Origin of the sequence: Salinisphaera aquimarina, assembly GCF_042643355.1 — a bacterium.
GTDB lineage: Bacteria > Pseudomonadota > Gammaproteobacteria > Nevskiales > Salinisphaeraceae > Salinisphaera > Salinisphaera aquimarina.
Map to the genome: position 1 here is coordinate 286,507 of NZ_JBHRSS010000006.1, position 24,977 is coordinate 311,483.

Here is a 24,977-nt window from a genome sequence, read left to right on the forward strand (position 1 = left end):
CACCGCACAGCAGGGCTGTCGCTACACGTGTCAATAATCTCGTCTGGGTCACAGAGTTCTCCTCCGGTTGGAAAAAAGGACGGCCGAGCGTTCTGTGCGCCGGTTCGTCCACGTCATGTCTATTCGCTCCGACTCGACAGTGCGGCCTCGATACGCTGGCGCGCGGCCTGGATCATCGGGATATAGGTCTTCTCGAAATCCGCCATCGGTACGGCCTGGGCCAGGCCGATGACGTTGAATGAACACAACACCTGGCCGTCGTGAAGCACCGGCACGGCCACCGCGCGAATGGTATGCACGGATTCGCGTTCATTGATGGCATAGCCGCGCGTACGGATCTGTTCGACCATCGTCGCCACGGCCTTGTGGTCGGCGGCACCGACTTCGTCGCGATCGTCGCTGGCAACCAGGGTGTCGATGATGTCCGCACGTTCTGCGTCGCTGCAGAACGAAAGATAGACCCGCCCGATCGCGGTGAGCATCACCGAGACCCGCGTGCCCACTTTTCGATTGACCGAGAAACTGCCCGGGCGCCGGTTGGTATCGGCGATCACCATCTTGCCGGCCTGATAGAACGCCAGATCGGACGGCCAGCCGGTGGCCTCGCGCAGTTCTTGCAGGATCGGCGCCGCGACCGCGAGCAGGGCCTCGTCGGCGCGGTAATTGTTCGACAGCGACAGCGTCCTCGCGGCCACCAGATACTCGCGGCTGTCTGGCGTGACCGTGACGTAACCCCCGTGGCGCAGGGTATCCAGCACTCGCAGCGTCGATGCCTTGGGCAGTCCGGTGGCGGCCTGAATATCCGTCAGGCGTGCCGGCCCCAGCCGATTGACGGCTTCGAGAACCTTCAATCCGCGCATCAGGGCCGTGACGGGAGCGTAACTCATAAATGTTTCATTGAATGAACCATCGTTCCAAAAATTATTGCAGCTCTTTTGCGTACATGCAAGACTCTGTTCTCCTGCTGCCGATCGATACTGTTCACCCGGGGTGCGGCGGCTCGTGACTGTCGCCACCCGGTGCGAAAGTTACACGCCATCGCTGCGGTGCAGTGTTGCAACACGGCCCGGACAAGGAGCCATGGATGTTTGAGTTGTTGAAAGGGGTGACCGTGCTCGACCTGAGCACGGTGGTCTTCGGGCCATTCGCCTCGCAGATGCTGGCGGATTTCGGCGCCGACGTGATCAAGGTGGAATCACCCGATGGCGATATCTTTCGCGCGGCCGCCCCGGCCCGCAGCCGCGGCATGGGCGCAGGTTATCTCAACCTCAATCGCAACAAGCGCTCGATATCGCTGGATCTGAAGACCGAGGCCGGACGCGCCACGCTCGATCGCATGATCGCGGATGCCGACGTGTTCCTGCACAACATGCGCCCGGCCGCAATCGCACGCCTGGATCTGGGCCACGAACGCCTGGCCACGCTCAACCCGCGCCTGGTCTACTGCGCCGCGGTGGGTTTTGGCAGCGACGGCCCCTATGCCGACGACCCGGCCTACGACGACGTGATCCAGTCGATGACCGGATTCGCCTCCATGAGCATCGACCCCACGGCCGAACCACGGCTGATTCCGACCGTGCTCACCGACAAGATCGCCGGGCTGTATGCGGTTGCCGGCATCCTCGGCGCGCTCATGTCGCGCGAACGCACCGGCCAGGGCCTGGCCGTGGAAGCGGCGATGTTCGAAAGCCTGGCCTCGTTCATGCTCGCCGAGCATCTGTCGGGCTACGTGTTCGAGCCGCCGATCGGCACGCTGCGCTACGACCGCGTGGTCTCGCCGCACCGCAAGCCGTATCCCACCGCCGACGGCCATATCGCTGCATTGCCCTATTCGACCAAGCACTGGGAGAAATTCCTGCGCCTGATCGGGCGTGACGATCTCGCCAACGCCGACTGGGTGCGCGATGCGTCGCGGCGCAGCGAACGCATCGGCGAACTCTATGCCGTGCTCGGCCAGGCCACGCCAGAGCGCACCACGGCCGAATGGCTGACCGAATTCAAGCGCCTGGATATTCCCTGCGGGCCAGTGAACCGACTGGAGGACCTGATCGACGACCCGCATCTGCGTGCGGTCGGGTTCTTCCAATCCACCGCACATCCGACCGAAGGCGCGGTCACGACCGTGCGCCAACCGCTGCGCTTTGCCGGCGCCGCCACCCGCGCGGACCGCGCCGCGCCGCGGCTGGGTATCGATGGCCGCGCGGTGCTGCATGAATACGGCATGGACGATGCCGCCATCGACGCGCTGGTCGCCAGCGGCGCGATGATCCTGCCGGCGGAGACGCCCGGCACCGACGACCAATCCGAATAACCCCAACCCGCAACGAAAAGTCCAGAACAACAAGTCCAGACAAGAGGAGCCCGCCATGGCCGGCCTGTATTTCGAACAATTCAGCGAGGGTCAGCGCTTCGAGCACGAACTCACGCGCACTGTCACCGAAGCCGACAACATGTGGTTCTGCGGCATGACCATGAACCCGCAGCCGCTGCATATCGACCGCGAATTCTCATCCCACACCCAGTTCGGCCAGCCGCTGGTCAACAGCCTGTTCACCCTGGGCCTGATGATCGGTATCTCGGTGCAGGACACCACGCTGGGCACCACGGTCGGTAATCTCGGCATGAGCGACACCCGTTTCCCGGCGCCGCTGTTCCACGGCGATACCGTGCATGTGACCACCGAGGTCGCCAGTCTTCGCGCCAGCCGCTCGAAGCCCGATGTCGGCATCGTCGAATTCATCCACCGCGCCTTCAAGCAGGACGGCACCGAAGTCGCCAACTGCCGACGTCAGGCGATGATGCACCGCAAGCCGGCCGATTCCGCATGAGTAATCAGCACACAACACCACGCTCCTATCTGTTCGTGCCCGGGGACTCGGCGCGCAAGATGGACAAGGCCGCGACCTCGAGCGCCGACGCGATCATCCTCGACCTCGAGGATTCGGTGGCCCCCACGCGCAAGGCCGAAGCGTTGCGGGTCACGGCCGATTTCCTGAACGCCTGCGACAGCGCCCGCCCCCATCCCGAGTTCTGGGTGCGGGTGAACGCCAGCCAACCCGCCGATGCACTCGCGGAACTGGCCGCGCTGCCGCTGGCCCACGTGTCCGGCATCATCCATCCCAAACTCGGGTCCCATGCCCAACTCGAGCGCATGGGCCACTGGCTGGACGCGCTGGAAGCTCGCGACAGCATCCAGGGCGCGCCGACCGGCATCGTCGGCATCATCACCGAAACGGCTGCATCCGTGGTCGGCGAGCAGGCGCGCACGCTCACGCGCGGCCATCCACGCCTGCGCGGCTACAGCTGGGGCACCGAGGATCTGTCGGCGGTGCTCGGCCGCCCGCCGATCGCCGGGCGCACGAACGCCAATACGGCGCTCGCCCAGAGCATGCAAATGCATTGCCTGATGATGGCCGCCGCCGCCGGCGTCGACGCCATCGACAGCATCAGCGCGAACTTCCGCGATCTCGAGGCGCTCGCCGCCGAATGCGACTACGCCCGCGAACTCGGCTACACCAGCAAGATGGCGATCCACCCGGCCCAGCTCGACACGCTGCACGCAGGCCTCGCGCCCGGCGCCGAAGCGATCGCCTGGGCCCGCCAGGTGCGCGCCCTGGTCGACGCCAATCCGGACGCGGCCTCGTTCCAGCTCGACGGCCGCATGGTCGACCAGCCGCATTTCAATGTCGCCGCGCGGATCCTCGAACGCGCCGGCGAAACAGGCTAGTCGTCTGCTTCGAGCCGCTTGCCGAGCGGAATCGCCGCGTCTTCGCCGAACCCCAGCTGCTGATAGAACGCCAGCGCCGCGGTGTTGTCGCGACGAATCAACAGACTGATCTTCGGACAGCCACGGGCAATCAGAAGCTGTTCGGCGTGGTCCATGAGCCGCCGACCGATACCCAGCCTCTGGCGCGACGGAGTCACCGCGAGATAGTTGATCCAGCCGCGGTGGCCTTCGTAGCCGGCCATTACGCTGGCCACGAGCGTGCCCTGCATCTCGGCCACGATGAACAGATCGGCATCGACGCTCAGCTTACGCGCGATGTCCTTGTACGGATCGTTCCAGGGCCGGGTCAGGCCACAGTCGGACCACAGTGCGACCACTGCCTCGGTGTCAGCCGGTCGAAACGCCCGCAGCGTGATCTCGTCCACGGTGCTGACTAGGGCGTGTTGCCGTTTGGCCCGGCGCCGCGCCAGCGGCCATTTTTCTGCAAGACAAGGCGCAGTGCGCGTTGTGTAGCCGAGCTACATGAGCGTGCTGCAACGCCGTATTGCAGGAAAATGGACGCTGTCCCGAAGGGTTGCGGCCCAAAATCGGTCCATACGGCGTTGCGCGGTTTGACCCTAGAATGACTAGGGCCGGCACCACGCGCCTTGTCTGGCTCGATTTTGGGATGCAACGCGGGGCCGCGCCAAACGGCAATACGCCCTAGCCCACGAATCGCCGCGCGTTGCCGAACAGCCGTGCCCAGGGGCTGTCCTCGCCCCAGGACGAGGGTGCCCAGGACAGGTTTACGCTGCGGATTACCCGTTCCGGATGCGGCATGGTGATCAGCACCCGGCCGTCGTCGTTACACAAACCGGTCACGCCCTGGGGCGAGCCGTTGGGGTTGGCCGGATAGTCAGTGGTGGCCGCGCCGTGGTTATCGACGAAACGCATGCCGAGCTGGCGGTTGGCGGCAAGCGTATCGAGATCGCGATCAGTGGCGAATACGGCCCGGCCCTCGCCGTGGGCGACGGCAATCGGCACGCGCGTGCCGGCCATGCCGGCGAGCAGCACGGCCTTGGAATCCACGATCTCGACACCGCTGGTGCGCCCTTCGAACTGGCGCGAAGCGTTGGCCACGAAAGTCGGCCAGTGCTCGGTCCCGGGAATGATCTCTGCGAGCGCGGCCAACATCTGGCAGCCGTTGCAGACGCCCAGTGTGAAGGTCTCGTCGCGCTCGAAGAATGCGCTGAACGCGGCACGCGCGCCGGCGTTGAACAGGATCGACTTGGCCCAGCCCTGGCCGGCGCCGAGCACGTCACCGTAGGAGAAGCCGCCACAGGCAGCGAGGCCCTGCATGTCGCTCAGGTCGCGACCGCCGGCCACGATCTCACTCATGTGCACGTCTATTGCATCGAAACCGGCGCGTGTGAACGCCCAGGCCATCTCGTTGTGGCCATTCACGCCCTGCTCGCGCAGGATCGCCACCCGCGGGCGGGTGGTATTCACGAACGGCGCGGCCACATCCTCGGCGATATCGAAGGACGGCGCGGCCGGCAGGCCGGGATCGGCTGCGTCGAGCAGCGTGTCGTATTCGCTGTCCGCGCAATGCGGCTCGTCACGCAGCGCCTGCATGGCATGGCTGGTCGCGGCCCATTGCCGGTGCAGCTCGACCCTCGAGGCAGAATACACGGGCCGATCGGCATAGCTGAACACAAGCTGTTGCTCATCGGTGACCGTGCCGATGTCATGCGCGGCCACGCCGGCCGCGCGCAGTTCGCCGACCACCACCGAGGCATCGTCGGCGCCGACCTGTAGCACCGCACCCAGTTCTTCGGCGAACAACGCGGCAAGCGCGTCTTCGCCGAGCGCATCCAGAGTGATATCGACGCCGGCATGGCCGGCAAAAGCCATTTCGGCCAAACAGACCAGCAGGCCGCCGTCACTGCGGTCGTGATAGGCCTTGATGCGGCTCTCGCCGGCCAGCCGCTGGATCACGTTGAAGAACTGGCGCAGCTGTTTGGGGCTGTCCAGATCCGGCGGCGTGGCATCCAGTTCGCCGTAGGCCTGGGCCAGCGCCGACGCGCCGAGGCGGTTGCGACCGTTGCCCAGATCGGCAAGCACCAGCCGCGTCGGCGCACCGCCGCGTACGAGCTGCGGGGTGAGCGTGGCGCGGGCGTGGGTCGCCGGCGCGAACGCGGACACGATCAACGACAGCGGCGCGCTCATGCGTCGTTCGCTCCCGTCTTCGTTCCATACGCTGCGCATGGACAGTGAATCCTTGCCGACCGGAATCGCGAGACCCAGCTCGCTGCACAGTTGCTCGCCCACCGCCTGTACGGTGTCGTAAAGGCGCACGTCTTCGCCCGGCTCACCACAGGCTGCCATCCAGTTGGCGGATAGACGGATATCGGTGAGTTTGTCGATACGCGCGGCGGCGATGTTGGTCACCGCTTCCGCCACCGCCATGCGACCGGAGGCCGGGGCGTTCAGCAGCGCCACTGGCGTGCGCTCGCCCATGGCCATGGCTTCGCCAGTGTCGCCGGTATAACCCGAGGTGGTCACGGCCACGTCGGCGACCGGCACCTGCCAGGGGCCGACCATCTGGTCGCGGGCGGTCATGCCGCCGATGCTGCGATCGCCAATGGTGATCAGGAATGACTTGCTACCCACACTGGGTACCCGCAGCACTCGGCCCACCGCCTCGGCGATATCGATGCCCGCATGATTCCAGGCCGGCGATTCGATCGCGACGCGCGCCACGTCGCGCTGCATCTGCGGAGTGCGCCCGAGCAGCACGCCCATGGGCATGTCGACCGGATTGCGGCTGTCGTCGGTTTCGGCTTCGTCGTCTTCGAGCAGCAGGCGCGGCTCGGCGGTGGCGCGACCGACCACGGCATAGGGACAACGCTCGCGCGCGCACAGCGCTTCGAAGGCCGCGAGCTGGTCGGCCGGAATCGCGAGCACGTAGCGCTCCTGCGATTCGTTGCACCAGATCTCCATCGGCGACAGACTGACGTCGGCCGCATCTACGTTGCGCAGACGGATATGGCCGCCGCGATCGTCGGCGTCGATGATCTCCGGCAACGCATTGGACAGTCCGCCCGCGCCGACGTCGTGGATCGAGGCGATCGGGTTGTCCGCACCGAGCGCGATGCAGCCCTCGACCACTTCCTGGCAGCGGCGCTCCATTTCCGGATTGGCGCGCTGCACGGAGGCGAAATCCAGCTCGGCCGAAGAGGTACCGCTGGCCATGGACGAGGCCGCGCCGCCGCCCAGACCGATCAGCATGGCCGGGCCGCCGAGCACGATCAGGCAGGCCTCGACCGGTACCGCGTGTTTTTCCACGTCGCCGGGGCGGACATTGCCCATGCCGCCGGCGATCATGATCGGCTTGTGATAGCCACGCAGGCCGTGGACTGCGGATTCGTGCTGAAAGCTGCGGAAATAGCCGGCCAGCGCGGGCCGGCCGAATTCGTTGTTGTAGCGGGCCGCGCCGATTGGGCCTTCGAGCATGATCTGCAGGGCGCTGGCCAGTTGCGGTGGCTGGCTGGCGTCTGTCTCCCAGGGCTGCAGATCGTGCGGGATACGCAGATCGGAGACCGAGAAACCGCTCAACCCTGCCTTGGGCTTGCCCCCGCGGCCGGTTGCGGCCTCATCGCGAATCTCGCCGCCGGCGCCGGTGGCCGCGCCCGGATTGGGCGCGATCGCGGTCGGGTGGTTGTGGGTCTCCACCTTCATCAGGATATGCACCGGCTCTTCGGCCAGGCGATAAATCCGATCCGTATCGACCATCAGACGGGTCGCATCCGCACCCGCGATCACGGCCGCGTTGTCGCGGTACGCCGAGAGCACGCCATCGGGCTGCGCCCGGTGCGAGTCGCGAATCATGTCGAACAGCGACTTGGCGCGGGTCTCGCCGTCGATCACGAACTCGGCATTGAATATCTTGTGGCGACAATGTTCGGAGTTGATCTGGCCGAACATCATCAGTTCGACGTCGGTGGGATCGCGCTCGAGAATCGCGTACTGCTCGGCCAGATAGCCGATTTCCTCGTCGGCCAGCGCCAGGCCCCAGTCACGATTGGCGGCCCGCAACGCGGCCGGCCCCTCGGCGGCCAGCGGCACCCGGCGCAGGCCGCGCCGCGCGAGCACGTCGAACAGCTGCGGCAGGCGCTCGGCATTGGGGAGGATCGACTGGGTCATCGGGTCGTGCAGCACGCAGCTTTGCACCAGGGACGCGAACTCGGGCGCGCTGCCGAAGCCGAAAACCACGCCCCGCTCCAGACGCAGCAGGTTGTTCAGGCCGCTGTTGTGGGCGATGTCCTCGGCCTTGGTCGACCAGGGCGAGACCGTGCCCAGGCGTGGCACCACGATCGGGCCCGGCGGCACGTCGTCATCGCCGTTCACGCCAAGCAGACCCAGCAATCGGGCGCGCTCGTCGGCGCCAGGTTCGACCGCAAACGCGGCGACGAACACTTCGCGTGCGACCAGGCTGGCGATATCGATGCCGGCGGCGGCGAGACCACCGCGCAAACGTTCTAGCTCGAACTCCGCCAGCGCGGCGTTGCCGGCGATGACCTGAACTGCGGCGATCGACTGATCGCCTACCGGTTGACTAGGCTGCGCCACGACAGACCCTCGCGTTGATGGGCGACATGCACCCAGTCCGGGCTGCAGGACAGCGCTTCGGCGAGCGCGGCCTGGGCCAGTTCCGGGCGGTTGTTGCTTTCACTGATATGGGCCACCACGAGCTGCTGCAGCTGGGTGGCGTCGATGTTCTTGATAAGCGCCGCGGCCTGGCCGTTGCTCAGATGGCCGAGCCGGCCGGCGACCCGCGCCTTCAGATAGGCTGGATACGGGCCCGATGCCAGCAGCGCCGGATCGTGATTGCATTCGAGCACCAGCGCATCGCAGGCGTCCACCATGCTGAGCACGTGAGGCGTAGCATGGCCGATATCCGAGAGCACGCCCAAACGCTTGTCGCCGTTACCCACGATCAGCTGCGCGGGTTCGCGCGCGTCATGGGGCACCGGATAGGGGAAGAATTCGAGATCGCCGATCGCGAACGGTTCGTGCGGCGAATACAGCTCGATCGACGACAGTGCATCGGCTTGCTTGGCCGCATGGGTACCCGGCGTGAGCCAGACCGGCACCGTGTGCCGACGTGAAAACCGCGACACCCCTTTCCAGTGATCGTCATGCTCATGGGTGATCACCAGCGCATCGATAGCGTCGGCGTCGAGCCCCAGACGGGCCAGCCGGCGCTCGGTTTCCTTCACCGAAAAACCGCAATCGATGAGGATACGGGTATTGGCGTATTCGACCACCAGGGCGTTGCCCTTGCTGCCGCTGCCGAGCACCGCGAAACGCATGGCCGACGTGCCGCCGCTCAAGACAGGCTCACGAATCGCGGCCGGCGCCACCGCCGCCCTGGCTGCCTGGGCCACCTTGGCGCGTATAGACCGGGAACGGCCGAACCTTGGAATCGCTGTCCGCCGGCGTGATCTTGGCGCTGCCGCGGCGGGTGACTTCGTCGATACGGATGATCGAGTGCATGGGCACGTAGGAGCGCTCGACATCGGCGAATTCGCTGGCGAGCTTTTCCTCGGCCGGGTCGATCAACAGACCGCTGCGTTCACCGAACACGAGTTTCTCTATCTCGATGAAGCCGAACAGCGCGCCCTGGGATACCGAGCGCGCATACACCTCGTACGCCTGGCCCTGGTTGAAGAACGCCACGCGATAGAGACGCTGCTTGGAGTCCACTGTGGCCATGGGCAGGTTGCGCCTGGAGGGAGCGTGAATAATGGCGGAGAGGGTGCCCGCCATCAAGGCGTTTCATACCGCAACAGCGCGTATCAGGCACAATCCAATCCCGTTTCTTAACAGGCACTTAGTTGTCTCACCACGTCTCAAGGCATACCATCCAACACAACGGCTTTTGTTGGGTAGGTTGTCAGGTATGCCGAAGCGAGCAAGAGAACTCAGCGCCGTTGAGGTGCGTAGGATAACAGAGCGCGGCCTGCACGCGGTAGGTGGCGTAGCGGGTCTTCTGCTGCAGGTCTCAAAGACCGGATCACGATCCTGGATCCTGCGCGCGACCATTGGCAGCAAACGCCGCGATATGGGCCTCGGGCCCTTTCCGGACGTCACGCTCGCGCAGGCCCGCCAGAAGGCGCGCGAGACCCGTGAACTCATCAGCAACGGTGTGGATCCGATCGCAGAGCGCGACGCCGCGCGACAAGCGCTCATTGCATCACAGCGCAAGCGCCTGACGTTCGCCCAGGCTGGCAAGCGCAAGCATTCCGCCATCGCAGGCGAGTTCCGCAACGTCAAGCATGCCAAGCAGTGGCTATCGACACTGGAACGGTACGCGGTCCCAGTGCTCGGCGACATGGACGTGGCGACGATCGAACTGCCTCATGTGCTGGCGGTACTGGAGCCCATCTGGAGGACGAAGACCGAAACCGCGAGCCGAGTCCGGCAGCGCATGGAGGCGGTGTTCTCGTGGGCCATCGTGTCCGGACATCGCACGGCAGCGAACCCGGCCGAGTGGAAGGGCAATTTGTCCGAAGTGTTACCGGCACCGGCCAAGATCACCAAGGTCAGGCATCACCCCGCCCTGCCGTGGCAGGAGATGCCCGCGTTCATGGTGGAGCTGCGCAAGCGCGGTGGCACAGCGGCGCCTGCCTTGGCGTTCGCGATCCTGACCGCCGCACGGTCGGGCGAAGTCCGCTGGGCGACGTGGGATGAGTTTGATATCGAGGCCGCGCTTTGGACCGTGCCGGCCGAGCGGACCAAGCCGCGCAAACAGCACCGCGTCCCGCTATCCGCGGATGCGCTCGCCATTATCGCGGCGCTGCCGCGTTTTGAGGGGGTCGACTACGTGTTTGCGTCCGCCCGCGGCGGCGCGATGTCGGACATGGCGCTCTCAAAGGTGACCGAGCGGATGGGCGTGGATGCCGTGCCGCATGGTTTCCGAAGCAGTTTCAAGGACTGGGCACGCAATCGTACGCGGGCAGCCGACGAGGTCAGTGAACTGGCGTTGGCACACGTCAACTCCGATGCCACGCGCGCGGCCTACGCCCGCGATGAGCTACTACCTCAGCGACGACGCATGATGAATCAGTGGGCGAAGTTTCTGCGGCCTTAGGCTTCTTCGAGTGGCGCGTAGGCGCGCTCATCAAAAGCGCCTCACGCGTTCTTCCGAACCCAGCTTGCGTGTTCCGGGACCCGGTTTAGCTTGGATGACGTACCCCAAACAGGGGAATCCATTCAACTCAAAACCAGGAACCGACATGAATAACAATCGATCTGCCGCCCTCACCACCCCGACCTGCATCGCGCGTGCGCCCTCGCCTCGTCGTAGCAGCCGCATTGCGCTATCGGGCCCCATTCGCGGCTCGCAGCCGCTGGCAGAATATCGGCATCGTCCCGGCACGCCGGTCAAGGGCGTGTATCGCGTGATTGGCAAGGACCTAAGTCGATCGCCCGTCGATGGCCGAGACACGTTTCGCATGACGATCGCGGACGCGACCGATATGCGCCTATGCTGTGGCTATCTCAGCAAGGACGATACCGTTTGGGCGACGCTCTGCGACGGTGCGCTGGTCTCAATCAGAGGCCGGGTCGAGATGGCGCCGACCAAGCGCGCGTATGTACAGCTGACCGAGTATCAACCGGTAGAGGCTGCGATTCGCCCGAACTGGGACCTGCTGCCGATTACTTATGTGCCGCATGAGGCGCGAGGCGCGTTTACCCGCCTGCGTGGCGTGCTGAATCGGCTCGAGGGTCATGTTCCCTTACTCGAGTTCATGAATCGTGTGATGGGTGATGTGGCGCTTGCGGAGCGCTTTGTGCAGTCGTCCTATCGATTCGATGGTTCAGCCGGGGCACCGGGCCGCCTGCTGATCGACAGCGTTACGCGAGCTGAAAACGCCGAACGGGTAGCACCACGGCTGGTGGGACAGGAGGATGCACTGGTTGTCGTCGTCGGCGCGCTCTTGCGCGATATCGGCGCGATCGCGTTCAAGCCGTCGCAGGCACCCTTGTTGAAGGGCAGCGAGCTGATGGAACAGCTGACTTTCAAAGTGCTTGACGACCATATCGGAGGCTTGGAGGCCAAGTCGCGGCGAGCATGGCTCGCGCTGGCCGAGATGCTGGCACCCGTGATGGCTCAGGAAGCCACGGGCTTCGAGGGTCGCACACTGTGCACCGATCTGGTCGAGGTGCTGGATACGCTCACTACAGGGGACAGGTGGGCTCGTTCGAAACACACGATTCGCACTTCATCTGGTGGTGAACTGGTTGAGGTTACGCTGCCGGACCAATAACTGCTCTTCCGCCCGCTACGCACGTCGGGCGGGCGGACCGCTTAGCTGCGGAAGACAACATTAGAGGCACCTTATTAAACGCTGCACAGCCAGCTTGAATATCAACGGACGTGGCTAGACGGTCACGTCAAGCTGGTGGATCAGCTTACGACTCAGGCTGTGTGAAAATCCGCCGCCTGCTCAGGTACAGAAAACACAGACCAAAGCTCGAGTCCGTTGGTTATCAGTCAAGCGGAACAGCCAGTCGACGATCTCAGCGTTCGCCTCCGACAATGTGGGCTGGCAGCGGTAGCAGGACCGGCTGATCAAAAGGCAAAACAGGCCAGCCCAACACTGATCCCGCGTTCAATGACGTCGCGAAGAGTTATCTCACGTCCATATTCGTGGCCCTTGGGTCTTGTCCTCCAGCTCTTTCACGAAGGCCATGAGCGACGCATCCATGCCGCCGTACTTACTGCGCCACTTGTAGAACGTCGCTGAGTCCGCACCATATTCACGGCACAGCTGTGGCAATGGCGTGCTGACCTCATCCTACCCTAGGATCGCCAGGATCTGGCTGTTGGTATACAGCGACGTCTTCGACGAAACCTCCTCGGGGTTGGATTACGAGAAAATTCCGCTTTGGAGCTGCGTCCGTTCTCGGATTACCGAGGCGTCCAAATCAAGGTAGCATCGCACTAGCAGTACCGTCTGCGCGCAGACGACTGTGGTCCAGTGTTATCTGGATTCCTTTTCGAAAGCCAGGAATCCATCGCTGTTCATGGGTAGCTCATAGATACCGCAGTAGCAGTAAAAAGGCTCGTCGCAATTCTCAAACATCCGGCTGCATAGTTCACCACGCGAGACGAGGAATATTTGCGTCGTTATGTGGTACGCCGTTTGGAGTGCCGAGCGCAGTGCTGCGACGGCGGTCGACCCCATTTTCTGGATGTGTTCCGCATCGTCGAAGATAACTGCAAGCTGTTGATCCCGAGGCATCTCCGAGACGGCATTCAGCCAGAATAGGACACGAGTCCTTTCGTCGCCCGGATATTCGGGCGCGCTATTAGGCCACGCAAGACGCAGCCAGGTTTCTTCAGGCAAATGAGCAACGGCGTGTTCTCGGAAAGCAGAGGCGATGCTTTCCGCGACCTCGTCGCTATCTGCCGCGACAGGCACGTACAGTGTCTCGAAACCACGCTGTTGCAGGCGCGGCAGAAGCTGGCGCAATGCGTACGTCGTCTTGCCCGCACCGTGAGGAGATGCCAATGCCGTATGGGGCGTTATGTCGAGCATCAGAAGCAAGCGCTCGGTAAAGTCGACGCCCGGTCCAGAGTCATCGTTCGCCATATTTTGTTTCTCGTTCGCGACCCAGCGCTCACTGGTCAGTTGACTGTCTTCGCTTTCATTATCAAGGGTAGCTGGGTCATTTCCTGAGCCGGTAGTCTGGACTTACCGGATCTGCTAGGTGCTCGTAACTCTCACAACGAGGCCTGTTCGGAGGTCTGGGACTGACCTCGCCGATGAGAAGACGTCTAAGGTTTACGCGCGACGTTTAAGTGCGGCCAGTTAACCGTTCATCGAAGCTTGACTGGCGAACAAGCCACAGGGGAGATTAATCAAAATCCCCACGTAGATTGTTCGCGAGCAGTATTCTCGGGTTATCCCCCGTCTTCACAGACGGTTAAGAAGTGCCCGTTAGATCGGGGTAAAACGCGCGATATGAAAGTCGACGACCCGAAGCCTTGAGGTTTCTTGTTGCGGCAACAATCGCCGCGCGGACGAGCACTTTGGCTGACCGGCGTGCTTATCAGTCCGATCGGGCCACGTTGCCGAGCACAGTCACTTACTCAGATGACCCCGAAGCGCCCTCCGCAGCCGAGCCGTACTGAGGACGATACACTCTACTCCGCCTACCTGTGACGCCTTGACCCGCGGAAGCGCGGGCAACAAGCAAGCCCGCCACGAACCACTGACTTGTGATCTCAGGCAAGCCGATCAACAGGTCCGGGCACTGGCCGCATCAGTCGGCTGATCCAGCCCGGCACCGTATGCCACCATGGCTCGGTCGCGAATCAGGGGTGGGCATTACCGTGCTGCCGCTCGCTTTGCGCCGTGGTACAGCGACGCACCGATATTATTAGCTTGGCGCGCGGCCGCAGCAGAGAAGCTGGACCGTGCCTTGAACTTGTCGAACGTCGCCGCCGATTCGGCAAACAGCTCAATCAGATCATCGGTCACGGCTTGTGCCGAACCCACGTTTTGTATGCGGCAGGCAATCAGATGGTCGATGACGGCATCGCTCGGATATCCCCCGATGTAGCGGCTCAGTAGCCTGGACTGGCTCGGGCACCGATTATCGATGATGTAGGCCAGCGCGGACTGAGGGCCGGTCACCGGAGAGCGTCTCGACAAGAGCGTTTTGATCTCTTCCCGTTTGCGCTGCCAGTCGGCGTCGTCTTCCTCGATCCATCGCAGCAGGAACCGCGCCTGGCGGTTATTGAGGCTGTCCACGAACCAATCCGTTTCCTTATCCATGATGATTCGGTTCCAAGTGATATGTGCGGGCGATGGGGTCAACAGGCACACGCGAGCCATCATGTGCTGCCAGGGAGTGATACCAGTTCATCAATGCTCAGCTGCAGATGCGCCAGAAGAAGTGGTCGCGAAGCGCGGCGAGCAGCTGCTCGGTGATGCGATGGCCTGCAGCGTCACCCACGACCGTATCGATGCCGCAGTACGGGCAGACCGCGGTTTGACCAATCCCATTCGCGTCTTCGTCCCACCATTCATCAAGCGCTTCGGGGCTGAACTGCTTGCAGCAATGGAAGCAGCCGAGTTGGATGCTGTTGAGGATCAACTCGCGATGATTTGAACTGGTTTCGTGGAGACGGTGCAGTGTTGAAAGTGAGTACATCTTTCTCTCCATTTATTGTTTTATTGGCAAAATTCCGGCGATTGTTCGTTATCGCGCGCAATCACAAGCCTGTTGGCGACGACGTTTGAATGGGGCCCAGACAAGCGTGTTCGGCTCGCGCTCTGATCAATCGGATGATCCGGCGCCCCCGCCGCGCGCAGGAAAAAATGGAAGGTGCCCTCCATCTCGTAGTACCAGTAAGTCGAAAGCCGGCGCGCAGCGCGGCGTGCCAGCCAGCGGTAGATCGTGGCGCGGCGCACGTCGCCCGTAGAGAAGAAGAACTGATAGGGCTTCTCCTGCCAGATCCAGTCCTCGACATGCTGGGCGACAATTCGGAACAGGGTCATCGGATGGACACTAAGCAGATCGACGTCGTTCAGTACCGGTATGTCGTCGAACAGCTCATCCTTGTGGACGACACCACGAGGCGTAGAGCCCCCGTCCAGCAAGAACGCAACTTGGCCGTTGTCCGACACAACAACCCTGTAACGCAGGCCCTCGATATCAAACCGCTTCTCGAATCCCCTCATGCCGCGCTCCGTTTTCAGGCCACGAAGTCATTGGAGCACGGCTATCCGACAGATCGTGTCGCAAAGATTGAGTGAGCCTTTACGTCCAGCCTCGGCACTCGAACGGCGAAGGAGATGATGGCTTCAGATGGTCCGACACTTACCAGACGAACTTGGAGTCGTCCAGAGCCTGCTCACCATCCCAGCGATATGCCACGAGGCGTCCACCGCGCGCGACGCTGTAGTCCAGACAGGCGACGTTCGCCTGCTGTAACGCTGGCTCCCCGGTCAGCCAATAGTGACCAAAAAACACCGGTGACGACTGGGCGGCATAGCCAATCAGCTGGCTGCGATCGGCTGCATAGCCGGCCGTCGATGCATGCAAAGCCGGCGGACCGATCACCATTTCATCCAGCGCGGCTGCGTCGTCGAGCCACCAGCGAAGCCGTGCTTCGCTTCTCGGCTGTCCGTACTTGTCCTCGAATGTGATCCCGTCCGGCAATTCAAATTCCAGCCCCTTGAGTACGGCTTCGACCGCTGCGTGCGCCTCGTTAGGCTTGTCGCAAGACTCGACGAGAAACGACTCTGTCATCACGGCACGGTCGCCGAGACGCGTTCGGAGCCATTCGATCGATACTTCGTCCCAGCAGGCGTGCACCGCGCGCAGGCCATCGAGTTCGACGAACAACGGCAGTGTACTGAACCAGGCAATCATGTCCTGAAGAGCGACGTCATCGTCCTTGAACTCGGCGAGCGTCTTGTCGTGCTGACCGAGATTCTTGGGGGAATGAGCCCGCAGGTATTCGTTCGGATTTCCAGGATCTTGCGTGTGGTAACAGATCGCGTTGTATTCATGATTGCCCATGATCGCCAGCGCGTCACCGGACTCGACCATCGGTCGCACGATATCTAGTACGCGGCGATTCTGCTCGCCGCCGTCGATGAAATCGCCCAGGAAGAACACCCGACGATTCGGATGCCGATACATCCCGTCGTGCAGCTCATAACCCATTTTCTCGAGCAGCTGTACCAAGTCATCCGCGAATCCGTGAATGTCGCCGATCAGATCCCATGCCTGTGCCATATATCTCCTTCTTATAAGAATTAAGTGACGCATAGACGCGCCGTCTGGCCATTTTATTTTATCTCGCTATGCGACACTCGATGTCGCCATCCTGTCTTCTAATGTGCTGCATGCCAGACAACCGCGACACCCTGTTCCGTCAGTGGGCCATGCTCAGACATATCCCGCGTTATCCGCAGACCGTCTCCACTCGCCAGATCGTGGATTACCTGGCGCAGGAAGACTTCAGCGTCACCAATCGGACGGTGGAACGCGACCTCGACAAGCTATCCGCCATATTCGGCTATTCGTCGGAAGAACACGGGCGGAGCAACCACTGGTTCTGGCCCGGCAATTTCGGCGGTATCGACATACCCGGCCTTGAGCCCAATACCGCCCTTGCGTTCAATCTCGCCGAGCTACACCTCAAGGACCTGCTCCCGCCATCGACGCTGGATCTGCTGGCGCCCTACTTCGAACGTGCCCGCAATGTCCTGGACGTCACCCCTGGCCGCTCGCTCATCAACTGGCGCGACAAGATCAAGGTCATCGGCACCGGGCCTCAACTCGCAGCTCCCGTCATCGACAGCGATATCCAACGCGTGATGTACAACGCGCTGTTGCATGAGCGGCGGGTCGATATCCAATACCAACCCCGGACCGACTCATCCACCAAGGAATATCAATTCAGTCCGCTCGGACTGGTCAGCCGCCAAGGCGTCCTCTACCTGGTCGGCCCCCTATGGGAGTACGAGAACGTCGTACAACTCGCTTTGCATAGGATAAAAATCGCAGATCCGATCGATGCCTCGTCCCACCGTCCTACGGGATTCGATTTGGCATCCTATGTAAGCCATGCCCGGGAGTTCAGCTATCCAACCGGCGAAGGCTACATCGACATGGTCATCGCGATGGATGAACGGGCCGCCTTGCACCTGCTTGAAAGACCGCTCAGCCCCGGCCAACACGCCGAGACGCAGACGGATGGCCGCATCAGACTGGCAGCAACTGTACTAGACACCGATGAACTGACATGGTGGCTGCTGGGGTTTGGAGCGGCAGCAGAAGTGCTGGCGCCGAGATCCCTTAGAGACCGCGTACAAGCAGCTCTTGAAACGGCCATCTCAGCGTATCGACCGGGCTAGTTTCGACAACTAGAAGTCGCGTCCTGCCAACAAATGAAGAACCAGTATGTTCAAAGCAATAACGCACGGAAAGATGGCGCGCTGGATTGGCGACGATGGCCAACCCCATAGTGCACAATCGGTCTATCGAGATCTCGAAGACCATCTGACGGCCGCCGTATTTGCGAGACTGTCATACCTGCCCAGAGATGTTTTCTGGTTATTGCTTTCGAGTGCGCTGGATCAGGTGCCACCGCAATTACGTCATCGGCCGAGCTTGCAAAGTATCGATTTCTGGCCGACTTACAACCACGAGGACGGCACCCGCTGTGAGCCGGACATCCTTTTACGCTTTGACGATGTCGATGTTCTCGTTGAAGCCAAACGGTACGACGACTCTGAGTGGCAAACGAGAGATCAGCTGCAAGCAGAAATCGAAAGCTATAACAACGAATATCCAGACAGACCGGACCCATTCTGCCTTTTGGTCAGTGGCCGACAACCTAGCGATCTGAGTCTGTTGGAAAACCACGCAGGGACGCTGCGCACGACTTGGTTGGCGCTGCGGTACGCCGCGAGAACCGCACGTGATGAAATGTCACGCGAGCTCGATCACGGCCACTGGCGTCGCGTCTTGCAGGATATTGAGGAAGCCTTGGGGCTGCATGGAGTCGCACCACGAGCTCTGTTTTCTGACTTGAGCGACACCCTCGGCGAGAGAATACGACGGCTCGGATCGACCGGCCAACTATGGGTAACGGGAACCAATTGATGGATAATTCCAACGAGACGATTGCGGCAGTTCGCGACGCCTACCGGCTGATTCACGGCTACCAAAGCGCGCTTCTGCAGATTCTGGAAGAAGCTAAAAGCCAATTCGATGCGACGAGCTACTGGGAATGGAATCCAACTGGTGGCCGTCAGCCGACCCAGCGCAAGTGCCCTTTGATCAATACCGACGCCGCGAATTTTTTGCCGTTGCTCAACCCGACCTTTTACTACACCACTCGCAACCATGACGAGGCGGTCGAACCAGGAGACGTAGTCCTGTGCCTTTTTCACAGTGGAGATACGGAGTTCGCCGGTCAAGAAGATGGGTCGCTTTATCAACTTGAACCCAATGATGCAATCGAGCCGGCTTCCGGCACCGCTACTAGCGAGCTCGTAGCATCGGTCGTCGTCAATATGTCAGGCAGCACCTGGACTTGGCGCGAGATTGAGCAAGAGTGGTCAACTGCAGACCAGTGGTCTCCGGGATTCAAAGTCGGGGAAACACCTGCTGGTTTTAAGACTGGCGACCGTGCCAATGAGTGGCTGCTTGAGAAACCAGAAAAGTTGGACAAACGGCACGAGCTGCAGATCGTAGGCGCCGCCGCCCGGATGGAAGACCTGTGCACCACGCTACAGATTAAAGATTTCCTGAGTCGACTTCACGACCGCGTTGACGCAGTCAAGAAGTGAACGCGGACTCCGACGCGCTAATGCCACACTAAAATCTCTCGGTTGCTTCATGTCAAAACCTTTCTTCGAACGCCCCATCCTGAACTCGCCCTACGAATACCCCGAGCAACACTGGGAGATCGACAGGAACGGCCAGCCGACGCAGCAAATCATCCAGAGACGTCGCAGGGCGGAATTCCTGACGCCGATCCCGAAGCCTCGTCGGCAGAGCGGTGCGGGCGTGCAGGCGTCGATGAACTATGGCGACGACAAGGGATTGTCCACCGAAAAGCAGCGCTACGAGCACGCAGCGATCATCAACGGCGTTCGCGAACAGGTGGATCGCTGGCGCCAGCTCCCAGAAGCACAGTGGCGGGTGACGCCAGAAACAGCACGTCTGCTCAAGCACTGGCGTCACCACGAATTCAGCCAGCTACGACCGTTCTTCTGCCAGGTCGAGGCAGCCGAAACCGCTATCTGGCTCACAGAAGTGGCGCCGAAGATCGGCGGCATCGGGCGCAATTATATTGCCCACATCAATCAGTCGAACGACGATGCCAACCCAGACCTGTCTCGCGTGGCCCTCAAACTCGCCACCGGGGCCGGAAAAACCACAGTCATGGCGTTGCTGATTGCTTGGCAGACAGTCAACGCCGTGCGGCGCCCTAACAGCAAGCTGTTCACGAAGGGCTTTCTGATCGTGGCGCCCGGTTTGACGATTCGCGATCGGCTGCAGGTACTCCAGCCCAACGACCCAAACAGCTATTACGAAAGCCGTGAATTGGTACCCGGCGACATGCTGGGCGATCTGCAACGAGCCCGCATCGTCATTACCAATTACCACGCCTTCAAGCGACGCGAAAAACTCGGCCTCTCCAAGGGTACCCGCGCCCTGGTCGATGGCCGTTATGGCGATACGATCGACACGGTCGAATCCGAAGGCGAAATGCTCCAGCGCGCAATCAAGCCACTGATGGGTATGAAAAACATTATGGCCATCAACGATGAGGCGCATCACTGTTATCGAGAAAAGCCGGGCGACCCAGACAACGACAACACGCCCGACAAGCTTAAGGGCGACGCCAAGCAGGAGGCCAAGAAAAACGCGGAGGCCGCTCGCCTTTGGATCAGCGGCCTCGAGGCAGTGCAGCGGCACATTGGCCTTGGCACCGTCTTCGATCTGTCGGCAACACCCTTTTTTCTTTCCGGCTCCGGTTATGCCGAAGGCACGCTGTTTCCCTGGACCATGAGCGACTTCTCGCTGATGGATGCGATCGAATGCGGAATCGTCAAGCTGCCCCGCGTACCAATCGACGACAACATCCCGGGCGAGGAGATGCCCATCTACCGCAATCTCTGGGAGCACATCCGCAAGGATATGCCAAAGAAGGGTCGCGGCAAGGCCAAGCATCTCGACCCGCACGATCTACCCACGAAACTCCAGACCGCGATCGAAGCCCTTTACGGCCACTACAGTAAGACGTTCGACCTTTGGGCAGACAAGCAGATGCCCATCCCGCCCTGCTTCATCATCGTGTGCAACAACACGTCGACATCCAAACTAGTCTACGACTACGTGAGCGGGTTCGAGCGCCAGCAAGACGACGGCAATACGGTGCATGTGCCCGGCCGCTGCAAGTTGTTCCAGAATCACGACGAACACGGCAACCCGTTGGGACGCCCGAAAACCCTGCTCATCGACAGCGAGCAGCTGGAGTCGGGCGACGCGTTGGATCGCAGCTTTCGCGATGCCGCCAGCGACGAGATCGACCGATTCAAGCGCGAGCGCGTAGCACGCACCGGTAATCAGGCGGACGCTGACAACATTACCGATCAGGACTTGCTCCGCGAAGTGATGAACACAGTCGGCAAGGCCGGCCAACTCGGCGAATCCATCCGCTGCGTCGTATCGGTGTCCATGCTTACCGAGGGCTGGGACGCCAATAACGTCACTCATGTATTGGGCGTGCGTGCCTTTGGCACGCAGCTGCTCTGCGAACAGGTCGTCGGCCGCGCGCTACGGCGCGAGTCCTACGAGCTGAATGAACAAGGGCTGTTCAATCCCAGCTACGCCGACGTGCTCGGTATACCCTTCGACTTTGCCGCCGAACCCGTCATTGCCGAACCCCAGCCGCCTCGTGAAACCATCTGGGTACACGCAGTGCGCCCCGAGCGGGATGCGCTGGAGATTCGGTTTCCTCGTGTGGAAGGCTACCGCGTGGACATGCCGTCCGAGCGGCTCACCGCAGACTTCACCGCAGACTCCAGACTCGAACTCACGCCTGACCTCATTGGCCCAGCCAAGGTGAAGAACGCCGGCATCGTTGGCGAAGAGACGGACCTCAGCCTCGTGCATACCGGCGATATGCGCCAGTCGACGGTGCTGTTCAACCTCACCCAGGCACTACTCGACCACTGGCGCGAATCCGGCCAGGAACCACCGCTGCATATGTTCAACCAGCTCAAGCGTGTGGCCCGGCAATGGATCGACGAGTGCCTGACCTGCAAGGGCGGTACCTATCCGGCTCAGCTCATGTACCGGGACATTGGCAAGCGCGCCTGCGAGAAGATCACGGCCGCCATCACACGATCGATGGCGAGCGAAGAACGGCCCATCAAGGCCATTCTCTCGCCCTACAACCCGGTCAGCACCACCGCCCACGTCGGCTTCAATACGTCGAAGACCGAACGCTATCAGACACGAGCCGACAAATCGCATATTGACTGGGTCATCCTCGACAGCGGCTGGGAGGCCGAATTCTGCCGCGTTGCCGAAAACCACCCGCGTGTTCGCCACTACGTGAAGAACCACAACCTCGGCTTCGATGTGCCCTATCGGCTGGGCGGAGAGAATCGCACCTACTGCCCGGACTTCATCATCATCATCGATGACGGCCACGGTGACGACGACCCGCTACAACTGATAGTCGAGATCAAGGGTTATCGTGGAGAAGACGCCCAGGCCAAGAAAGACACCATGGACACCTACTGGGTGCCCGGGGTGAATCACTTGAAGGCGCACGGTCGCTGGGCGTTCGCCGAGTTCGGGGACGTGTACGAAATGGAAGATGACTTCGCCGAGAAGATTGAAGAACTGTTCGATACGATGATCGAAGACATCGCGACGGTTCCCGCATGATTTCTGATAGCGGTCTACTGGACGCCTAACTAACTGACAATTCAAGTCGAAGAACGATATTTTGGAATTTGACCAACATCGGGGGACGCATGTTCGATACGACAAAGGAAGACCTAAAAGACCTGCTACGGAGCATCAACGAGGGGAAGCTGCAGTTGCCCGACTTCCAGCGCGACTGGGTATGGTCCGATGCCGATATTCGTAGTCTCTTGGCTAGTATTGGACGCGGCTTTCCGGTCGGAGCACTTTTGACGCTGCAGACCGGCGGTGAAGTCAGCTTTAAACCACGCGTACTAGAAGGCGCGCCTGACCAAGGCGTTTTGCCGGAGGAGTACCTGCTCGACGGACAGCAGCGGCTAACGTCTCTCTATCAGGCGACGTTCGGCAAAGCCGCTGTGCTGACGAAAAACGCCAAGGGCGAAGGCGTCAGACGATTTTATTATCTCGACATTAAAAAGGCACTGGACGATTATCAGACGTTTGAAGATGCAATCGTTGGCGTGCCCGAGGATCGTATTTTCAGAACGAACTTCGGCAAGAAAGTGGCTCTGGATCTATCGAGTCCAGACCAAGAATACGAGAAGCATATGTTCCCCATGAATTCTCTATTTCATGGACCGGAATGGATCTACAACTGGCGTCGGCATTGGGAGGGCCGGGGCGATGACGTCGCAACACTCGCGATGAAATTCCAGGAGCTGGTGTTCGATCGATTCACGCGTTACAAGATGCCAGTGATTAAGCTGGACAAATCCAACGGCCGCGAAGCTGTCTGTGTAATCTTTGAAAAAGTAAACGTTGGCGGCAAAAAGCTTGATGCATTTGAGTTGCTAACTGCCATATTCGCGGCCAGCAAGTTTGACCTCAGACACGACTGGCTGGGCGATCCTAAAAATGGACAGCCCGGTCGCCTCGAGCGCATTCGCGGTATCAGCAACCCTCGACATGTCTTTAAGGAGTTAGCCAGCCTAGACTTCCTCCAGGCGTGTACCGTTCTCCACACTCGAGACCGACGCATTGAAGCCCAGCAGACGACAGGAAAACAGGGTCGTGATTTGCCGGCAATAAGCTGCAGCCGCGCTTCCCTACTTCAACTACCAGTCGAGGCCTATAAAAGATACGCCGACGCTATCGAAGCGGGATTCATCGAGGCTGGACGGTTCCTAAACAATCAAAAAATATTCTGGCAGACCGACGTCCCCTATCCGCCGCAGCTCGTCGTGCTTGCTGCGGTTTTTGCGGTAATGGGTCGCAAGGCCGAAACGGCCGCTGCGGTAGACAAACTCGAGCAATGGTTCTGGTGCGGTGTACTGGGCGAGGTGTTCGGATCGTCTAGCGAGACGAAGATCGCACGTGACGTACCTGAGCTAGTGGATTGGATCGCCGGAACTGGTCCGCAACCAGAAACAATTCAGAGCGCCTATCTCCAGATCGAACGACTCGACAAGTTACGGACACGCCAATCCGCTGCCTATAAAGGCATGCACGCATTGCTTATGAAGTCGGGTAGTCGCGATTTCGTTACCGGCAAGACCGCCGAGCTGATGACCGTCTATCAGGACAATATCGATATCCACCATATCTTCCCGAAGAAATGGTGCATCGACAACGGTATCGAACCAGCGGTGTACAACTCCATTATTAATAAGACAGCGCTGTCGGCTCGCTCTAATCGCATGATCGGCGGTGTAGCCCCCTCCGCCTATCTCGGACGCATCGAGAAGGATGAATCTGCGGAGCCTGAGCAGCTTGACAACATCATTGAGACCCACGACATCTCTGCCGAAACACTACGCGCAGACGACTTCGAGAAGTTCTGGTCTGAGAGGCGCAAAAAGCTCGCCGGTCTTGCCGCGAAGGCGATGGGTAAAGACGTTATTTTGGATAGCGAACCAGAAGAGCCGACCATTGAAATGGCAGACGAGCTCGAAGACGTCATGGAATCAGAGCTACACGAGGCTGGCTGAATGTCGTATTTCGAAAATATCGATCGTCTGTTCTCCACTATGCATCGCAGCGTTGGCTTCGAGCCGGTCATCGAGCCCGTCGGCGAAAAGTATTACGACGGAGACAAGCCCGCACCCGCCGACGTAGCGAGGGGGCGGGGATGAACGTGGTGCTTTCGCGGCAGGATTTCATCAATGAACTGAAAGGCTGCAAGTCAGAACTGCGTACCCGCTTCGGCGTAACCGACCTCGCTCTGTTCGGCTCCAGCGCCCGCAACACTGCTGCACCGGACAGCGACATCGACGTGCTCGTTACCTTCGACGGCCCGGCGACATCCAAACGCTATTTCGGCGTGCTGTTCTACCTGGAAGACCACTTCGGCCGCCGGGTCGATCTCGTCACCGACACGGCACTCCGCGACGAGCTGCGCCCGTTCGTCGAGCGCGAGGCGATTCATGTCTGAACACGACAACGCGCCGCGCGAATGGCGCTTCTACGTCGACGACATGCTCACGTTTGCTCGGAAAGCGCAGACCTATACCCAAGGCATCACCCAGGCCGATTTCGTCGCCGACGAACGTACCTTCGACGCCACGCTGCGCAATCTTGCACTCATCGGCGAAGCCGCCGGCCGTATTCCGGAATCGGTTCGCGCAGCCCACCCCGATGTGCCGTGGCGGCTGATCATCGCCACCCGCAATCGCCTGATCCACGCCTATCTCGGCATCGACAACGACACCGTCTGGAGCATCATCCAGGACGATTTGCCCGACTTGCTGGACGCGCTACGCGCCATGCAGCAAGCCCACTCTTAAAC

At 61.1% G+C, this 24,977-nt stretch carries 24 protein-coding genes; 13 read left to right on the forward strand and 11 right to left on the reverse strand.

Going from position 1 to position 24,977, the window contains the following annotated elements; all coding sequences use genetic code 11:
* Window positions 1-119: 119 nt before the first annotated feature.
* Window positions 120-887, reverse strand: a complete 768-nt coding sequence (locus ACFOSU_RS13945; protein WP_380690539.1) for an IclR family transcriptional regulator domain-containing protein — start codon at window positions 885-887, stop codon at window positions 120-122.
* 197 nt (window positions 888-1,084) lie between these two features.
* Here ACFOSU_RS13945 and ACFOSU_RS13950 point away from each other — a divergent pair, with 197 nt between their 5' ends.
* The 3 genes from ACFOSU_RS13950 to ACFOSU_RS13960 are packed head-to-tail and all read left to right on the forward strand — an operon-like array spanning window position 1,085 to window position 3,727.
* On the forward strand, window positions 1,085-2,311 hold the full coding sequence (locus tag ACFOSU_RS13950) for a CaiB/BaiF CoA transferase family protein (RefSeq protein ID WP_380690540.1): 1,227 nt from the start codon (window positions 1,085-1,087) through the stop codon (window positions 2,309-2,311).
* 55 nt (window positions 2,312-2,366) lie between these two features.
* Window positions 2,367-2,828 (forward strand): MaoC family dehydratase, encoded by a 462-nt coding sequence (locus ACFOSU_RS13955; RefSeq protein ID WP_380690541.1) that lies wholly within the window; start codon window positions 2,367-2,369, stop codon window positions 2,826-2,828.
* Window positions 2,825-3,727, forward strand: a complete 903-nt coding sequence (locus ACFOSU_RS13960) for an HpcH/HpaI aldolase/citrate lyase family protein (protein ID WP_380690542.1) — start codon at window positions 2,825-2,827, stop codon at window positions 3,725-3,727. Before ACFOSU_RS13955 ends, ACFOSU_RS13960 begins: the two co-directional genes overlap by 4 nt.
* Here ACFOSU_RS13960 and ACFOSU_RS13965 read toward each other — a convergent pair.
* The 4 genes from ACFOSU_RS13965 to ACFOSU_RS13980 all read right to left on the reverse strand — a co-directional run bounded on the left by ACFOSU_RS13965 (window position 3,724) and on the right by ACFOSU_RS13980 (window position 9,484).
* Entirely contained in the window at window positions 3,724-4,143 is a 420-nt protein-coding gene (locus ACFOSU_RS13965; protein ID WP_380690649.1) for a GNAT family acetyltransferase, read from the reverse strand. The two genes, ACFOSU_RS13960 and ACFOSU_RS13965, sit on opposite strands and share 4 nt — an antisense overlap.
* Window positions 4,144-4,429: 286 nt before the next feature.
* Window positions 4,430-8,338: a phosphoribosylformylglycinamidine synthase gene (gene purL / locus ACFOSU_RS13970; RefSeq protein WP_380690543.1), complete on the reverse strand. Its 3,909-nt coding sequence runs from the start codon at window positions 8,336-8,338 to the stop codon at window positions 4,430-4,432.
* Window positions 8,314-9,102, reverse strand: coding sequence for an MBL fold metallo-hydrolase (locus ACFOSU_RS13975; RefSeq protein ID WP_380690544.1), 789 nt, complete (start codon window positions 9,100-9,102; stop codon window positions 8,314-8,316). The genes purL and ACFOSU_RS13975 overlap by 25 nt, the downstream gene beginning before the upstream one ends.
* Before the next feature lie 7 nt (window positions 9,103-9,109).
* Complete coding sequence (locus ACFOSU_RS13980; protein WP_380690545.1) at window positions 9,110-9,484, reverse strand: DUF1820 family protein; 375 nt, start codon at window positions 9,482-9,484, stop codon at window positions 9,110-9,112.
* A gap of 187 nt (window positions 9,485-9,671) precedes the next feature.
* Here ACFOSU_RS13980 and ACFOSU_RS13985 point away from each other — a divergent pair, with 187 nt between their 5' ends.
* Both ACFOSU_RS13985 and ACFOSU_RS13990 read left to right on the forward strand, forming a co-directional pair.
* The gene (locus ACFOSU_RS13985; protein ID WP_380690546.1) at window positions 9,672-10,862 is read left to right on the forward strand and encodes a tyrosine-type recombinase/integrase; all 1,191 of its coding nucleotides are present in this window, start codon (window positions 9,672-9,674) and stop codon (window positions 10,860-10,862) included.
* A 145-nt stretch (window positions 10,863-11,007) separates the two neighbouring features.
* Window positions 11,008-12,042 carry a hypothetical protein gene (locus ACFOSU_RS13990; protein ID WP_380690547.1) on the forward strand — a complete coding sequence of 345 codons (1,035 nt, stop codon included), beginning with the start codon at window positions 11,008-11,010 and terminating at the stop codon, window positions 12,040-12,042.
* 369 nt (window positions 12,043-12,411) lie between these two features.
* On the opposite strand, the gene ACFOSU_RS13995 is transcribed toward ACFOSU_RS13990, so the two are convergent.
* The 6 genes from ACFOSU_RS13995 to ACFOSU_RS14020 form a co-directional block, all read right to left on the reverse strand.
* On the reverse strand, window positions 12,412-12,555 hold the full coding sequence (locus ACFOSU_RS13995; protein WP_380690548.1) for a transposase: 144 nt from the start codon (window positions 12,553-12,555) through the stop codon (window positions 12,412-12,414).
* A 204-nt stretch (window positions 12,556-12,759) separates the two neighbouring features.
* Complete coding sequence (locus ACFOSU_RS14000; protein ID WP_380690549.1) at window positions 12,760-13,371, reverse strand: hypothetical protein; 612 nt, start codon at window positions 13,369-13,371, stop codon at window positions 12,760-12,762.
* A gap of 738 nt (window positions 13,372-14,109) precedes the next feature.
* Entirely contained in the window at window positions 14,110-14,559 is a 450-nt protein-coding gene (locus ACFOSU_RS14005) for a hypothetical protein (protein ID WP_380690550.1), read from the reverse strand.
* Window positions 14,560-14,656: 97 nt separating this feature from the next.
* Entirely contained in the window at window positions 14,657-14,938 is a 282-nt protein-coding gene (locus ACFOSU_RS14010) for a cytoplasmic protein (protein WP_380690551.1), read from the reverse strand.
* Window positions 14,939-14,958: 20 nt separating this feature from the next.
* On the reverse strand, window positions 14,959-15,468 hold the full coding sequence (locus tag ACFOSU_RS14015) for a hypothetical protein (protein WP_380690552.1): 510 nt from the start codon (window positions 15,466-15,468) through the stop codon (window positions 14,959-14,961).
* Window positions 15,469-15,607: 139 nt separating this feature from the next.
* A complete protein-coding gene (locus ACFOSU_RS14020) occupies window positions 15,608-16,531 on the reverse strand; it encodes a metallophosphoesterase (RefSeq protein ID WP_380690553.1) in 924 nt (307 codons plus the stop codon).
* Window positions 16,532-16,641: 110 nt separating this feature from the next.
* On the opposite strand from ACFOSU_RS14020, the gene ACFOSU_RS14025 reads away from it, so the two are divergent.
* The 8 genes from ACFOSU_RS14025 (at window position 16,642) to ACFOSU_RS14060 (ending at window position 24,975) form a co-directional block, all read left to right on the forward strand.
* Entirely contained in the window at window positions 16,642-17,655 is a 1,014-nt protein-coding gene (locus ACFOSU_RS14025) for a helix-turn-helix transcriptional regulator (protein WP_380690554.1), read from the forward strand.
* Window positions 17,656-17,701: 46 nt separating this feature from the next.
* A complete protein-coding gene (locus ACFOSU_RS14030) occupies window positions 17,702-18,406 on the forward strand; it encodes a hypothetical protein (RefSeq protein WP_380690555.1) in 705 nt (234 codons plus the stop codon).
* Window positions 18,406-19,095 carry a hypothetical protein gene (locus tag ACFOSU_RS14035; protein ID WP_380690556.1) on the forward strand — a complete coding sequence of 230 codons (690 nt, stop codon included), beginning with the start codon at window positions 18,406-18,408 and terminating at the stop codon, window positions 19,093-19,095. Before ACFOSU_RS14030 ends, ACFOSU_RS14035 begins: the two co-directional genes overlap by 1 nt.
* Window positions 19,096-19,144: 49 nt before the next feature.
* Window positions 19,145-22,213, forward strand: coding sequence for a BPTD_3080 family restriction endonuclease (locus ACFOSU_RS14040; RefSeq protein WP_380690557.1), 3,069 nt, complete (start codon window positions 19,145-19,147; stop codon window positions 22,211-22,213).
* An 89-nt stretch (window positions 22,214-22,302) separates the two neighbouring features.
* Window positions 22,303-24,180, forward strand: coding sequence for a GmrSD restriction endonuclease domain-containing protein (locus tag ACFOSU_RS14045; protein WP_380690558.1), 1,878 nt, complete (start codon window positions 22,303-22,305; stop codon window positions 24,178-24,180).
* Window positions 24,181-24,324 carry a hypothetical protein gene (locus ACFOSU_RS14050; RefSeq protein ID WP_380690559.1) on the forward strand — a complete coding sequence of 48 codons (144 nt, stop codon included), beginning with the start codon at window positions 24,181-24,183 and terminating at the stop codon, window positions 24,322-24,324.
* A complete protein-coding gene (locus tag ACFOSU_RS14055; RefSeq protein ID WP_380690560.1) occupies window positions 24,321-24,623 on the forward strand; it encodes a nucleotidyltransferase family protein in 303 nt (100 codons plus the stop codon). The genes ACFOSU_RS14050 and ACFOSU_RS14055 overlap by 4 nt, the downstream gene beginning before the upstream one ends.
* Entirely contained in the window at window positions 24,616-24,975 is a 360-nt protein-coding gene (locus ACFOSU_RS14060) for a HepT-like ribonuclease domain-containing protein (RefSeq protein WP_380690561.1), read from the forward strand. The genes ACFOSU_RS14055 and ACFOSU_RS14060 overlap by 8 nt, the downstream gene beginning before the upstream one ends.
* The last annotated feature ends 2 nt before the right edge of the window (window positions 24,976-24,977 follow it).